The organism is Geothermobacter ehrlichii (genome assembly GCF_008124615.1).
GTDB lineage: Bacteria > Desulfobacterota > Desulfuromonadia > Desulfuromonadales > Geothermobacteraceae > Geothermobacter > Geothermobacter ehrlichii.
In genome coordinates, this window is sequence record NZ_VNIB01000006.1 from 159,795 (window position 1) to 174,098 (window position 14,304).

Below are 14,304 nucleotides of genomic sequence, written 5' to 3' on the forward strand. Positions count from 1 at the left end.
ATCTCCGGGAGCAGAACAGATGCAGAACAGGGAACTGAAGATCCTGCTGGTCGAAGATCACGAAGCGGCGGCGCTGGTGCAAAGACAGCTCGCGAGCTGCCACGACCTGCGTTTTCATCTCACCATGACCGACCGGCTGACCAACGCCCTCGCCCTGGTCCGGCGCCACCGCTTCGACGCCGTGCTGCTCGACCTCGGCCTGCCCGACGCCTACGGCAACGAGGCGTTCGACAGGATCCGCCAGCGCGCTCCCGATCTGCCGATCATCATTCTCAGCGGCCAGGACGACAGGGAACTGGCCGTCAGCCTGGTCCGCACCGGCGCCCAGGCCTATCTGGTCAAGGGCCGTTTCGAACCCGCCACCCTGGCCACCACCATCCGTTATTCGATCGAACGGCAGGAGCTGCTGGAGGCCCTGAAACAGAGCACCGAAGAAGCCCTGACCACCGGCAGCCGCCTGCATGCGGTGGTGCAGCACAATGTCGACGCCATCATCGTTCTCGACGAAAAGGACACCATCTGCTTCGCCAACCCGGCCGCCGAAGAGCTGTTCGGCTCCCGCGCCGAACACCTGGTCGGCACCCCCTTCATCTATCCGCTGAAAAAGGACGGAACGAGCGAAATCGAATTTCTCGGCAAGGGTGGAGTTCCCGTGGTGGTCGAGGGCCGGTCCGCCACCATCGAATGGGACGGGCACCCGGCACGACTGGTCACCCTGCGCAACATCACCACCCGCAAGCAGCTCGAACGCAAGATCAACGCCGAACGCTCCTTTCTGCAGCATGTGATCGACGGCGTGCCCGATCCGATCCTGGTCACCGACCTCGATTGCCGGGTGCGCCTGCGCAACGCGCCGGCCACCGCCCTGCTCGGCTGCGCACCGGAAGAGGAATGGCCGTTGCGCTGCCAGCACATGCCCGACCGGCCGGCCCAGCCCTGCAAATCGGGACAAGAATGTACCCTGGCGCGGGTCCGCAAGACCGGCCAGTCCGAGCGCCGGATCGTCGAGTACCGCCTGCCCGACGGCGGGGTGCGGCATTTCGAGGTCGAATACACTCCCCTGCGCTCCGACGACGGCAGCCTGCAGGGGGTGATCGAAGCCTCGCGCGACGTGACCGAGCGGCTGAAGGCGGAGCACCATCTTAAAGAGAACCAGCAGACCCTCGAACACCTGGCCCTGTACGATCCTCTCACCAGCCTGCCCAATCGCAACCTGTTCGCCGACCGACTGCGGCAGGCAATGGCCAAGGTGCGGCGCAACAAACGGTCGCTGGCGCTGATGTTCATCGACCTCGACCGGTTCAAGAACGTCAACGACACCCTGGGGCATTCGAGTGGCGACTGCTATCTGCAGGAAATCGCCGCCAGGCTCGGCTCCTGCGTGCGCTCCTCCGACACGGTGGCGCGGCTGGGCGGCGACGAATTCGTCCTGCTGCTGGAAAACATCCAGGGGCGCGAAGCGGCGGCCCGCATGGCGCAGAACTTTCTGCAGGTCATCTCCCGCAGCTTCCCGCTCGACGGTCACGAACTCTTTCCCACGGCCAGCATCGGTATCAGCCTCTTCCCCGAAGACGCCCAGAACGCCGAAGAACTGATGAAATGCGCCGACGCCGCCATGTACCAGGCCAAGGAGAAGGGGCGCAACACCTTCCACTTCTACACCCCGGAGCTGCACTTGCGGGCGCATGACACGCTGACCCTCGAGGCGTCACTGCGCAAGGCGATCGAACGTGACCAGCTCTGCCTGCACTTCCAGCCCCAGTTCAGCCTGACCCGGCGCAGACCTGTCGGGCTGGAGGCGCTGGTACGCTGGGAGCATCCGGAACTCGGCCTGATCTCCCCCGACCGCTTCATTCCCCTGGCCGAAGAGACGGGCCTGATCGTGCCCATCGGCGAGTGGGTGCTGCGCACCGCCTGCCGCCACCACCGGGAATGGCTGAAGATGGGCATGCGCCCCATGCGCGTGGCCGTCAACCTCTCGCGCCGCCAGTTCCGCCAGGCCAATCTGATCGAGATGATCGGCGCCATTCTCGATGAAACCGGCCTGCCGCCGGAGTATCTGGAACTGGAGATTACCGAAAGTTCGATCATGAACGATGTCGGTTCGGCCATCGCCACCATGCGCGCCCTGAGGGAGATGGGCGTCCATCTGGCCATCGACGACTTCGGCTCCGGCTATTCCAGCCTGAGCTGCCTGAAGCAGTTTCCCATCTCCAAGCTGAAAATCGACCGCAGCTTCGTCCGCGACCTGACCCTGGGCGGCGAAAACGCCGCCATCACCCAGGCGATCATCGCCCTGGCCCGCAGCCTCGGCCTGGAGGTCGTCGCCGAGGGGATCGAATCGAAGGATCAGCTCCGCTACCTGAAGAAGCGCGGCTGCCACCACGGTCAGGGCTTCCTCTTCAGCCGCCCGCTGCCGGCTGCCGGACTGGCGGAGATGGCTCAGGACTGGATTCCGCGCTTCACCTTCGGTCGCCGCCTGCAGGCGGTCGGCATCGGCTGAAACGGCGACAAGTGACAGGTGCCAGCCGGCGCCCTTCGTCTTTCCGAGCGATACTCAACAAGCAACGCCCCGCGGCCATCACCGCGGGGCGTTGCTTGTTGACAAACCGGACGTCAGCCTACAGAACTCGAACCGGATTCACTCGTTCTTGGGGAAGAGCATGCCATCGAGCATCTCGACCAGTTCCGGAATCTGCGGCTTGGTGACGTAACCGTCCGCTCCGACCAGATCGCACTTTTCAGCCATCTGTTTGTTGATCAGGGAGGAAAACATGACCATCTTCAGGTCCTTGAGGTTGAGCTGCTCGCGCACCTTGCGGCAGACGGTCAGGCCGTCCATCTTGGGCATTTCGATATCGGAAATCACCAGGTGCAGCTCATCTCCCAGTGAGGGACCGTACTGCTTGTACAGCTCGTAGATGCGGTCGAAACAGTCTTTGCCGTTGTCGAAGATTTCGAGGTTTTCGTAACCGGAACCGGCCAGCACCCTGGCGATGCCGGCGCGAATCAGGGCCGAATCCTCAGCCAGCATCAGCTTTTTCTGCCGGCGGGCCTCCGGCGTGGCGTATTCGGTGGCGCCCGGCGACCGATCGTAGGCCATGGACGCTTCGGGATTGATTTCGGCGATGACGTATTCGAGATCGAGGATCAGGATTTCCCGGTCGTCAATGTGGATGCTGCCGGTGAAACGCGGCTTGAACTGGTCGAGAAAGACGGAAAACGGCTGCACCTGCTCCCAGGAAACGCGGTGAATCTGGTTGACGCCGTCGACCAGAAAACCGTTGACCAGGTTGTTGAATTCACAGACCAGCACCACCTGGCGATTGCTGGAATCGCTCTCGTCCCGGTGCTTGATCTCGACGTGCTTGCGGGTATCGATCAGGGGAATGGTGCGGCCGCGCAGCAGCAGGGTGCCGAGGACGGAGGGATGGGTGTCGGGCAGATGGGTGACCACCTCCGGATCATAGGTGATGATTTCGCGCAACTTGTGCACATTGATGCCGAAAGACTGGCCGCAGAGATAGAACTCGATGATCTCCATCTCGTTGCTGCCGCTTTCCAACAGTATTTCCTGGCGTTTCACGTTTTCCATGGCAATCCCCGTCTCTATCTTTTCTCGAATTGTTGATCTTCCGCTTTTTCAAAGTCTGTCGTGACCCGCCTGTTTCCGAATGCACGGGCCAGTCATTCATGCTCCTGCCTTTCGGCTCCCCGCTACATCCGCCGTTTCCTTCAGCCGGAACCGGCGCAGCAGCTGTCGGACATCCTCGGCCAGGCGGGTCAGTTGTGCCACCGCCTCGGCGCTTGCCTGCGCCTCGGCGACATTGGTCTTGGTCGCCTGATCGATCTGCGCCAGACCCTGCTTGATCTGCGAGATGGCCAAGCTCTGCTCCCGGGTGGCGGAGGATATCTCACCCACCAGTCCGGAAACCCGGGTAATTCCTTCCACCACCTCCTGCAATCCCTCGGCGGTCTGACGCGCCAGTTCGCTCCCCTGGCCGGTCAGTTCGACGGAATTCTCGATCAGTTCCGCCGTCTCCCGGGCCGCCTTGGCACTGCGGGCCGCCAGGTTGCGAACCTCCTCGGCGACCACGGCGAAACCCTTGCCGTGCTCGCCGGCACGAGCCGCCTCGACAGCGGCGTTCAGGGCCAGCAGGTTGGTCTGGAAGGCGATCTCGTCTATGACCTTGATGATGCGCGACACGTCCTGGCCGGCCGCACTGATCTTCTCCATCGCCTCGAGCAACCTGGTCATCTGGTCGTTGCCGGCCACGGCTTGCGCCTGCACCTTGTCGGACAGGGTATTGGCTTCTTCCGCATGTTCGGCATTGGCCTGAATGCGTCCGGTCATCTCGTTGATCGAAGCGGCAATTTCCTCCAGGGAGGCCGCCTGGGCCGCCGCCTGGCTCGACAGCGCCTGGCTCCCCTCCCGGACCAGCTCTGCGCTGCTGCCCAGGCTGAGGCCGGTCTGCTGCAGGGCCTGCAGCAGCTGGTGCAGATCGGTACCGACTTTCTTCAGGGCGCTTCGCAGGCGATCGTCGGCGGCAACCGGCTCAATCTGTTCCGTCAGGTCGCCCGCCGCGAGTTTCTGCAGGTAATCGACCACCTCGTGTTCCAGGCTGTCGGCGAAGTCGTTCAGGGCGGCGGCCATGTCGCCAAACTCGTCGTTGCGGAAACCGACATCCACCCGGGCGTCGACCTTGCCCCGGCGCAGTTCGTCGGCCATGCGGACGACTGCCGCCAGGGGATGAACAATGGAACGACGAAACAGATAGAAGACAGGCCCGAGAATCAACACGGTCACGATCGAGGCGACCACCAGCGCCATCCGCACGGTACGGCCCGTGGTGACCATGGCAGCCTGTGCCCTGGAGGCGTCGGCGATGATCAGCTCGACGAGCCGGTTCATGGTGCGACCGGCGAAGCTGTAGAACAGAGTGCGGCTTTTGTTCAGCTCCTGACGCCGTGCCCTGCCTTCGGCCGTACTGGGATCGAGCGTCAGCACCTCGGGGAGGTCATACTCGAGAAACATGCCGAGATCTTCCAGGTTGCCGACCGTCTGCTTGATCAGCCGGGCCTTTTCCTCGTTGTCGGCGTAGGGCTCGAGCCTCCGCCCCCGCGCGATCAGGTCGCCGATCTGGCGCCTGAGCGAAGCGATGTGTCCCTCCCCCTTTTCGGGAAAAGCGAAAATTTCGGTAATCTGCAGGTTGAGAACGGCCATGTCCCGGCGCAGCACCTCGACGGAACGGGCCACCCGCTCCCGTGCCAGAACATCCTGAGCCGAACGGGCCATGGTCTGACTGGCCCAGTAACCGAGACCACCAAGAATCACCAGCCCGACAAAGCCGATGGTCCCGATGGCAGCCATTTTCCAGCTCGTGTTCCAGCGTTTGTGAACCAGCCTGCGTGCGAGAGCGATGTGACGACTATCATTACCGGCATGCAGAGACATGAACGTCCTCCCGGGAAGATTCGGACCGCAAAGAGCCTCTTAGCTTCAAATCGGCCGCCAGCAGCAATTCTTTACCTTTTTCGGCGCCCTTTACGCATGCCAATCTTGTCTTTTCCCGGAATCGCGTGCTACAACAGCCACCATGCACCAGTCACCGCCTCGCGATCCCGGCACGACGCTTCTCGCCCTCTACCAGCGACTGTTCGATCACTTCGGACCACAGAACTGGTGGCCCGCCGACAGCCCCTTCGAAACCGCCGTCGGCGCCATCCTTACCCAGAATACCGCCTGGACCAACGTGGAAAAGGCCATCGCCAACTTGCGTCGCGCCGATGCCCTGAGTTGCGAAGCGTTGCTGAAAACGCCGCGAAAACAGCTCGAAGAGATGATCCGGCCGGCCGGTTTTTTCCGCCAGAAGAGCGAACGATTGCACCTTTTCTGCCGCCACCTGCGGGACCATCACGACGGCAACCTCGAACGCCTGCTGGCGGCGCCGACGGCGGTGGCACGCCTCGAACTGCTGGAACTGAAAGGGGTGGGCCCGGAAACGGCCGACTCGATCCTGCTCTATGGAGGCAACCACGCCAGCTTCGTGGTCGACGCCTACACCCGTCGCCTGCTGCAGCGGCTCGACCTGCTCCCCGGCCGGGGGACCTACGACGAGATACGTACCTTCTTCATGCGCAACCTGCCCGTCGACGCCGCCCTGTTCAACGAGTACCACGCCCTGATCGTGATTCTGTGCAAGGATTACTGCCGAAAACGAAACCCGCGCTGCCAAAGCTGTCCGCTGATCGGGCTCTGCCGCTATCCCGAATCCGCCCACCCGTTGACGGAAGGCAAAAAACGACGTTGACCCGAACAACAGGCAGGCACCCCATGACTTCTGCCATCTGTGCCGTAGACGGCACGACAAATGTGACAATTTGACCCAATTGGCCCAGTTGTGGGACATTTTGTCCTCGATGCTCGTGGAGCAATTTTTTCATCCGGATCGAACACCGACGCAACTTTTTGATTTTATTTGTGTTTTCAATTCCCAATCGTTTGACTCGATTTTTGGCAACCCCATTGCAAACGTATACAATGAAATGGCCGCACGTTTTCGGGCGGACGAAAATCTTTTCTTTCAAGGAGTCGATGCAATGGGCAAAACGGTCAAGAATCCGAAACGGTTCATCATCTCCTGCCGCGTCAACGATGAAGAGATGAAGCTGCTGCAGAAACGGGCAAGAGAGGCCGGCACCAACATCTCCAACCTGCTGCGGGCCAGCCTCGAAATCGACCGAATGAACCAGCGCCAGGCCGTCTGAGCCTGCGCGGCGACACACGGGCGCAAACAGCTCACCAGGCGGCTACGGCCGCCTGAGAGCTGGCGCTCGTCCCCCTTCTCCCCCCCTCCTCGACTCTCCACCTTCAGACCCCTGTCAGCAAAGCCTTTTTCTTGCGGTTACCTGCCTGTTCTGCTACCTTAATGCACTTGATTTCCAGCCGGGGCACACCGCCGGGACACCGTGCTCCGTCCCGGTCGGCGATCGAATCCCACCGGTCAGCAAGGAGCGGTCCATGGACTACAAAGAGACTCTCAATCTGCCGCAGACAGACTTTCCCATGCGGGGCAACCTGCCGAAGCGCGAACCCGAAATCCTCAGGCACTGGGAAGAGATCGGGCTCGAGGCAAAGCTCGAGGAGGCCGGCAGGGGCAGGCCGAATTTCACCCTGCACGACGGCCCCCCCTACGCCAACGGCCACATTCACATCGGACACGCCCTAAACAAGATCCTCAAGGACATCATAGTCAAGAGCAAGCGGATGCAGGGATACTATGCGCCCTACATCCCCGGCTGGGACTGCCACGGCCTGCCCATCGAACTGAAGGTCGACCAGAAGCTGGGCAAGAAGAAGCGCGAGATGACCAAGGCGCAGATCCGCAAGGAATGCCGCCGCTACGCCGAGGAATGGATCGACATCCAGCGCCGCGAATTCATCCGCCTCGGCGTGCTCGGCGACTGGCAGCATCCCTACCTGACCATGACCGACGACTACGAGGCGGCCACAGCCCGCGAGCTGGCCCGCTTCGCCGAGCGGGGCGGCCTGTTCAAGGGCAAGAAGCCGGTACACTGGTGCTCGTCCTGCGTCACCGCCCTGGCCGAAGCCGAGGTCGAGTACGCCGATCACACCTCACCTTCCATCTATGTCCGCTTCCGCTTCAACGGCGAGCTGCCGGCAAGCCTGCAGGAGGCGGTCGGCGAGCGCCCCCTCGACTTCGTCATCTGGACCACCACTCCCTGGACCATTCCGGCCAACCTCGGCATCTGCCTCAATCCCGATCTCGACTACGTCGTCGTCGAAACCGGCGCCGACCTGCTGGTGATGGCCGAGGGGCTGTGGCAGCAGGTGATGCAGGCCATCGGACGCGAAGACGGCCGGATCATCGCCCGCTTCCGGGCGGCCGACTTCGAGCGCAAGAAGTGCCGCCACCCCTTCTACGACCGCGACTCGCTGATCATTCTCGGCGACCACGTCACCCTCGAGGCCGGTACCGGCTGCGTCCACACCGCGCCCGGCCACGGCACCGACGACTACCTGGTCGGCCTGAAATACGGCCTCGAAGTCTACAATCCGGTCGACGACTACGGCCGCTACCTGCAGGACCTCGAGTTCTTCGGCGGCATGAAGCTGAAGGAGGCCAACGTCGCCGTCAACGACAAGCTGGCCGAGGTCGGCGCCCTGCTTCAGGCCGGCGAGGTCTCGCACAGCTATCCCCACTGCTGGCGCTGCAAGAAGCCGGTCATATTCCGCGCCACCGAACAGTGGTTCATTTCGATGGAAGCCAACGACCTGCGACGCAAGGCGCTGGAGCACATCAATGACGTCGAGTGGATTCCCCACTGGGGGCGGGAGCGGATCTACAACATGATCGCCAACCGCCCCGACTGGTGCATCAGCCGCCAGCGCACCTGGGGCGTGCCGATCACCGTCTTCTACTGCGAGAAGTGCGGCCACGCCCTGGCCGACGGCAAGACCATGCACCATGTCGCCGACCTGTTCGAAAAGGGCGGCTCGGACATCTGGTTCGAAAAGGAGGCCAGCGAACTGCTGCCAGAGGGTACCGTCTGCCCCAAATGCGGTGGCGACAGCTTCCGCAAGGAGATGGACATCCTCGACGTCTGGTTCGACTCCGGCGTCTCCCAGGCGGCGGTGATCGAACCGAACCCGCGCCTGAGCTACCCCGCCGACCTCTACCTCGAGGGAAGCGACCAGCACCGCGGCTGGTTCCACAGCTCGCTGCTGGCGGCGGTCGGCACCCGCGACGTCGCCCCCTACAAGGCGGTGCTGACGCACGGCTTCGTCCTCGACCCCAAGGGGCGGCCGATGTCCAAGTCCCTGGGCAACGTCGTCTCGCCGCTCGAGGTGATCGACAAGTACGGGGCCGAAATCCTGCGACTGTGGGTCGCCACCCAGGACTACCGCAACGACACCCGTTGCGGCGAAGACATCCTGCGCCAGGTTTCCGAAGCCTACCGGCGCATCCGCAACACCGCCCGCTACATTCTCGGCAACCTGCACGGCTTCGACCCGGCCGCCCACAGCGTGCCGCTTGATCAGCTGCTCGAGCTCGACCGCTGGGCACTCTCCCGCCTGGCCGACCTGGAGGCGCGGGTGCGCAAGGCCTACGACGACTACCAGTTCCACATCCTCTACCACGCGGTGCACAACTTCTGCGCCGTCGACATGAGCGCCTTCTACCTCGACGTCCTCAAGGACCGCCTCTACACCGCGCCGGCGGCCTCGACGGCGCGGCGCAGCGCACAGACGGCCATCTACCGTATCCTCGACGCTCTCACCCGGCTGATCGCGCCGGTACTCTCCTTCACCGCCGAAGAGATCTGGCGGCACATGCCGGGCCAGCGGGAAGAGAGCGTGCACCTGGCCCTCTTTCCCGACGAGATTTCCGCCCTGCGCAACCCCGAACTCGAGGAGCGGTACGAGCGTCTGCTGCAACTGCGCTCCGCCGTCTCCAAAGCCCTGGAGGTGGCCCGCAACGCCAAACTGATCGGACACTCGCTCGACGCCCGGGTACGGATCGAGGCGCCGGAAGGGCCGTGGCGCGAGCTGGTGGAGCGGTATCTCGACCAGCTCCCGACCCTGTGCATCGTCTCCCAGGTCGAGATGGCGGAAGGGCTGGAGGACGCCGAAGCCGCCGGCGACATCCCCGGGCTGAAGGTCCGGGTGGACAGGGCGCAGGGCGAGAAGTGCCAGCGCTGCTGGAACTACAGCCCGAGCACCGGGCAGGATGAGAGCCACCCGGGCATCTGCCAACGTTGCACCGAGGCCCTGGCCGGCTGATGCCCCCCCTGCGCTACCGCATCCTGGCCGTCATCGGCGCGCTCGTGGTCGGGCTCGACCAGTGGAGCAAACAGGTCATCGTCGGCAGTTTCGACCTCTACCAGTCACTGACGGTGGTGGAAAACTTCTTCCACATCACCTATGTCCGCAACCGGGGAGCCGCCTTCGGCATGCTGGCCGACAGCCCGCTCAGGGTGCCATTTTTCATCGGCGTCACCCTGGTCGCCTGCGGCATCATCGTCGGCTACCTGCACCGGCTGGCGGACGACCGGAAACTGGCGGCGACGGCCCTGGCCCTCATCTTCGGCGGCGCCATCGGCAACCTGATCGACCGTGTCAGCCTCGGCGAGGTGATCGATTTCATCGACGTACACTGGTACCAGCACCACTGGCCGGCCTTCAATATCGCCGACTCGGCCATCTGCGTCGGGGTCGGCCTGCTGCTGCTCGACATGTGGCGGCACGACCGGAAGGGCGCCCGAGAGACCAAGGAGGAAGGATCATGAAACGCCTGTTCGCCCTGCTGCTTCTGCTCGCCCTGATGACCCTGACCGGCTGTCAGTGCCTGTCCGGATTCGGTCGCGATCTGCAGGACTTCGGCAAGTGGATCGAACGACAGAGTTCCGGCAGCGAGCAGTAACATCGGCATTGACAAAGGTCGAGGAAAGGGTTATAAAGCCACCTGCCGCGCCGACAGGATGCGGCACTGAGGAAGACGTCGGGGCGTAGCGCAGTCTGGTAGCGCACCTGCTTCGGGAGTAGGGGGTCGGAGGTTCAAATCCTCTCGCCCCGACCATTCTTCCACGCAAAGACAAAGGGTCGGCGACACATCGCCGACCCTTTTTTGTCTGCCCTGCGAAAATCTACGGCCGCCCGCAGTCAACAGCCCCCCCTTTCGCCAACCAACGACACGCACCCGACGTTTGACGGCCCTAACCGATTGCGCTAAGGTAACGCCCTGAATTGTCTTGCATTAAGGAGGGGCCATGCCGTCACTCGACAATACCCAGCCACGCCGTCTGCACCGATGACCGGTCTGACGGCTTTTCTGTTCCCGGAAAGACGACCATGAATCTGCAGAACCAGGCCAACTTCATCTGGTCGGTCGCCGACCTGCTGCGCGGCGACTTCAAGCGCTCCGACTTCGGGCGCATCATCCTGCCGTTCACCCTGCTGCGACGCCTGGAATGTGTGCTCGAGCCGACCCGCGAAGCGGTGCTGAAACGCTACGACGAACTGAAGGAGAGCGGTCTCGACCTCGATGCCATCCTGCCGAAAGTCGCAGGGCAAAGATTCTATAATGTCTCCCGCTACACCCTGGCCAATGTCGGCGAAACCGAAACCCGGGCCAATCTCGAAGACTACATCGCCAGGTTCAGCAGCAACGCCCGCGCCTGTTTCGACTATTTCAATTTCACCACCTGGCTCGACCGACTGGCCGAAGCCAACCTGCTCTACCTGGTGGTGCAGCGCTTCGCCGGTATCGACCTGCACCCCGACGTGGTGTCGAACCACGAAATGGGGCTGATTTTCGAGGAACTGATCCGGCGTTTCGCCGAAAGCGCAAACGATACCGCCGGAGAATACTTCACCCCGCGCGATGTCGTGCGCCTGGCGACCACCCTGGTCTTCGCCCCCGACCACGAGGTTCTGACCGGTGAAGGCGTCATCCGCACCATCTACGACCCCTGCTGCGGCACCGGCGGCTTTCTCGCCTCCGGCATCGAGCAGGTACACGAATGGAACGACAAGGCGCGCATCGTCCCCTACGGCCAGGAACTCAACCCCGAGTCCTACGCCATCGCCATGGCCGACATGCTGGTCAAGGGCTACGACCCGAAAAACATCAAGTTCGGCAACACCCTCAGCGACGACCAGCTGCCGCTGGAGCGCTTCAACTACTGCCTCGCCAATCCTCCCTTCGGCGTCGACTGGAAGAAGGTACAGAAAGCGGTCACCGACGAGCACCAGATCAAGGGCTTTGATGGCCGCTTCGGCCCTGGTCTGCCGCGGGTTTCCGACGGCTCGCTGCTCTTTCTGATGCATCTGATCTCCAAGCGCCGCTTTGAGGACGGCGGCACCCGCATCGGCATCGTCCTCAACGGCTCGCCGCTGTTCACCGGCGGCGCCGGCTCCGGCGAATCGGAAATCCGCCGCTGGATACTCGAAAACGACTGGCTGGAGGCGATCGTCGCCCTGCCGACCGACCTGTTCTACAACACCGGCATCGCCACCTACATCTGGATTCTCTCCAACCACAAGGACCCCCGCCGCAAGGGCAAGGTGCAGCTCATCAACGCCACCGAACTCTGGACGCCGATGCGCAAGAGTCTCGGCAGCAAGCGGCGCTACATCAGCGACGAGCAGATCGCAATCATCGCCCGGCAGTTTGCAGATTTCGAAGAGAGCGAGACCAGCAAGATTTTCAACACCACCGACTTCGGCTACCGGCGCATCACCGTCGAGCGCCCCCTGCAGCTTGCCTTCCATCCGCGCGACGAGCTGCGGCTCGAGGCCCTACAGGCTGACAAGGTCTGGGGGAAGCTGGACGAAGAGCGCCAGCAGGCACTGCTGAATGCGCTGGAACAACTCGAAGAGAAATACCTCTCACGCGACCAGTTCTTCAAGGCGGTAACGGCCGCCCTGGGCGGCAAACTTGCCGCGCCGGAGAAGAAGCTGCTACAGAAACACCTCGGCGAACACGACCCCGAAGCCGAATATTGCAAGGCCAAGGGAGCCTTCGAGCCGAATCCCGATCTGCGCGACTACGAGAATGTGCCGCTGTCGGAATCGGTGGCAGACTACTTTGCCCGTGAAGTCGTCCCCCACGTGCCGGACGCCTGGATCGACGAAAGCAAGCGCGACCCGAAGGACGGCGCGGTCGGCATCGTCGGTTACGAGATCAACTTCAACCGCTATTTCTACAAGTACGTGCCGCCGCGTCCGCTGGAGGAGATCGACGCCGAGCTGCGGCAGGTGGAGCGGGAGATTCAGGATCTGCTGCGGGAGGTAACGGAGTGAGCTTTTCCAACTGTGCAACCACTTGTTTTGATGGCGCAACCACCCAAATTGGTGTACGACCTGTAAAAAAGTTTGCAAATCCACAGCTTTTTGTGTATAAGTTATCCAACACACCTGCCATGCCTCTGGCCGCTTGCGGCTATGCACACTTTGGCGGGTTTTTTATTGCCCGGAGTTTGCGGGCATGAATCAGTTCAACAAAGCCCCTCTTACCATTGACGAGCAGCTTGAGCTCTGGCAGTCACGCGGGCTGAATGTCCCTGACCCGGAACGCGCTCGACGCTATCTCTCCGTCATCAGCTACTACCGCCTGAGTGCCTACAGCCGACCGTTTCAAAGTGCTGACCATCGCTTCAAGCCGGGTGTGACCTTTGACGATGTCCTTGGTCTCTACGTTTTCGACCGCAAACTGAGACTCTTCATCCTCGACGCCATCGAACGTATCGAGGTTGCCTTTCGTGCCCGCATGACCCAGGTGCTTGGCGAGAACTATGGAGCCCATGCCTACACTCTTCCAGCAATATTCGGCAACAAATATGGCCATGACTGGCTGCTGGACAATGTGCGCGAAAAGTGTAATGGCCGCAACGCCGAGCCCTTTCTGCAGCATTATCGACAGAAATACCGTGACCCGGAACTGCCGCCCGTGTGGATGGTCATGGAGGTTCTGACCTTCAAGGAGGTCTCCTATCTCTTTGCCCATTTGCGCCATAAAAAGGACAAACAAGCGGTCGCAGACTTCTGGGGATTACCTGTTCCGATTGCCGAATCCTGGTTTCGGGCGCTGTCCGACCTGAGAAACGTCTGCGCCCATCACGCCCGCACCTGGAACCGGGAGTTCGGAAGTCGACCGCGGATACCCAGAAAACCACCGGCGAACTGGCCGAACCTTTCCCCCTTGCCGAGAACAGGCATCGACCCGACGAAACGCCTCTACCATCTGCTCGTGGTCATTGAGTACATGCTGCGCCGAATCAATCCCGGCTCCAGCTGGCATCAGAGATTGTTTGAACTGATGGAGCAACACCCACATGTCAGTCGTGAACACATGGGCATGCCGGAGAATTGGTACAAAGAGAAATTCTGGAATCTGTAACAGCAGAATCTCAATCAGATGGGAATTTGACAATTGCCATGCAGAAAAAAACCAACTACACTGCCGGCAACAACACCCGCCACGCCTCTGCAGGTTTCGGCCTGACATGCGCACCCCGGCGGGTTACTTTTTATGGGGCTGGTGCTGAAAGTTGCCGGCCCCTGTTTTGTTTGCCCATCAAGGTACTTCCCGGATTCAAGAAGGCCAACCTCTCGATGAGCGGCAGGCGCTCTATCAGCGAATTGCCGAAGAGATTTGGGATGTGAACCGGTTGCGTGAAGAGGTGACAGAGTGAGAATGTCAGGCAGGGTATAACAAGGGAGGCCGCCAGGCTCCATGTTATATCCTGCCTTTAACAAGGGGCACCCGTTCTGCGGACAGA

11 protein-coding genes and 1 tRNA gene are annotated in these 14,304 nt (G+C 61.9%); 10 read left to right on the forward strand and 2 right to left on the reverse strand.

Features of this window, described 5'->3' with window-relative positions:
* Window positions 1–19: 19 nt before the first annotated feature.
* Window positions 20–2,503 (forward strand): EAL domain-containing protein, encoded by a 2,484-nt coding sequence (locus EDC39_RS08345; RefSeq protein WP_148895920.1) that lies wholly within the window; start codon window positions 20–22, stop codon window positions 2,501–2,503.
* A gap of 138 nt (window positions 2,504–2,641) precedes the next feature.
* On the opposite strand, the gene EDC39_RS08350 is transcribed toward EDC39_RS08345, so the two are convergent.
* Window positions 2,642–3,595 (reverse strand): chemotaxis protein CheV, encoded by a 954-nt coding sequence (locus tag EDC39_RS08350; RefSeq protein ID WP_148895921.1) that lies wholly within the window; start codon window positions 3,593–3,595, stop codon window positions 2,642–2,644.
* Window positions 3,596–3,691: 96 nt separating this feature from the next.
* Entirely contained in the window at window positions 3,692–5,371 is a 1,680-nt protein-coding gene (locus EDC39_RS08355) for a methyl-accepting chemotaxis protein (RefSeq protein ID WP_187426717.1), read from the reverse strand.
* A gap of 226 nt (window positions 5,372–5,597) precedes the next feature.
* Between EDC39_RS08355 and EDC39_RS08360 the strand changes: the two genes are divergently transcribed.
* From EDC39_RS08360 to EDC39_RS08405, 9 genes are all read left to right on the forward strand, one after another.
* Window positions 5,598–6,311: an endonuclease III domain-containing protein gene (locus EDC39_RS08360; protein ID WP_148895923.1), complete on the forward strand. Its 714-nt coding sequence runs from the start codon at window positions 5,598–5,600 to the stop codon at window positions 6,309–6,311.
* 289 nt (window positions 6,312–6,600) lie between these two features.
* Window positions 6,601–6,768, forward strand: a complete 168-nt coding sequence (locus EDC39_RS08365; protein WP_148895924.1) for a plasmid mobilization protein — start codon at window positions 6,601–6,603, stop codon at window positions 6,766–6,768.
* 253 nt (window positions 6,769–7,021) lie between these two features.
* On the forward strand, window positions 7,022–9,805 hold the full coding sequence (gene ileS, locus EDC39_RS08370; protein WP_148895925.1) for an isoleucine--tRNA ligase: 2,784 nt from the start codon (window positions 7,022–7,024) through the stop codon (window positions 9,803–9,805).
* The gene (lspA, locus tag EDC39_RS08375) at window positions 9,802–10,311 is read left to right on the forward strand and encodes a signal peptidase II (RefSeq protein WP_407925435.1); all 510 of its coding nucleotides are present in this window, start codon (window positions 9,802–9,804) and stop codon (window positions 10,309–10,311) included. The genes ileS and lspA overlap by 4 nt, the downstream gene beginning before the upstream one ends.
* Window positions 10,308–10,445 carry a hypothetical protein gene (locus EDC39_RS08380; RefSeq protein WP_187426718.1) on the forward strand — a complete coding sequence of 46 codons (138 nt, stop codon included), beginning with the start codon at window positions 10,308–10,310 and terminating at the stop codon, window positions 10,443–10,445. The genes lspA and EDC39_RS08380 overlap by 4 nt, the downstream gene beginning before the upstream one ends.
* Window positions 10,446–10,524: 79 nt before the next feature.
* Window positions 10,525–10,601, forward strand: a tRNA-Pro gene (locus tag EDC39_RS08385).
* Between the two features lie 272 nt (window positions 10,602–10,873).
* Complete coding sequence (locus EDC39_RS08390) at window positions 10,874–12,826, forward strand: HsdM family class I SAM-dependent methyltransferase (RefSeq protein ID WP_148895928.1); 1,953 nt, start codon at window positions 10,874–10,876, stop codon at window positions 12,824–12,826.
* Window positions 12,827–13,010: 184 nt separating this feature from the next.
* Entirely contained in the window at window positions 13,011–13,922 is a 912-nt protein-coding gene (locus EDC39_RS08400) for an Abi family protein (protein WP_148895930.1), read from the forward strand.
* Window positions 13,923–13,960: 38 nt separating this feature from the next.
* Window positions 13,961–14,188 carry a hypothetical protein gene (locus EDC39_RS08405; protein ID WP_148895931.1) on the forward strand — a complete coding sequence of 76 codons (228 nt, stop codon included), beginning with the start codon at window positions 13,961–13,963 and terminating at the stop codon, window positions 14,186–14,188.
* Window positions 14,189–14,304 lie beyond the last annotated feature (116 nt).

Excerpts from the sequence above, each read along its gene's own strand:
- EDC39_RS08360 (WP_148895923.1), top strand. The coding sequence starts at position 5,598 with ATGCACCAGTCACCGCCTCGCGATCCCGGCACGACGCTTCTCGCCCTC.
- EDC39_RS08350 (WP_148895921.1), bottom strand. The coding sequence starts at position 3,595 with ATGGAAAACGTGAAACGCCAGGAAATACTGTTGGAAAGCGGCAGCAAC.
- EDC39_RS08390 (WP_148895928.1), top strand. The coding sequence starts at position 10,874 with ATGAATCTGCAGAACCAGGCCAACTTCATCTGGTCGGTCGCCGACCTG.
- EDC39_RS08365 (WP_148895924.1), top strand. The coding sequence starts at position 6,601 with ATGGGCAAAACGGTCAAGAATCCGAAACGGTTCATCATCTCCTGCCGC.
- ileS (WP_148895925.1), top strand. The coding sequence starts at position 7,022 with ATGGACTACAAAGAGACTCTCAATCTGCCGCAGACAGACTTTCCCATG.
- EDC39_RS08400 (WP_148895930.1), top strand. The coding sequence starts at position 13,011 with ATGAATCAGTTCAACAAAGCCCCTCTTACCATTGACGAGCAGCTTGAG.
- EDC39_RS08405 (WP_148895931.1), top strand. The coding sequence starts at position 13,961 with ATGCAGAAAAAAACCAACTACACTGCCGGCAACAACACCCGCCACGCC.
- EDC39_RS08355 (WP_187426717.1), bottom strand. The coding sequence starts at position 5,371 with ATGGCTGCCATCGGGACCATCGGCTTTGTCGGGCTGGTGATTCTTGGT.
- EDC39_RS08380 (WP_187426718.1), top strand. The coding sequence starts at position 10,308 with ATGAAACGCCTGTTCGCCCTGCTGCTTCTGCTCGCCCTGATGACCCTG.
- EDC39_RS08345 (WP_148895920.1), top strand. The coding sequence starts at position 20 with ATGCAGAACAGGGAACTGAAGATCCTGCTGGTCGAAGATCACGAAGCG.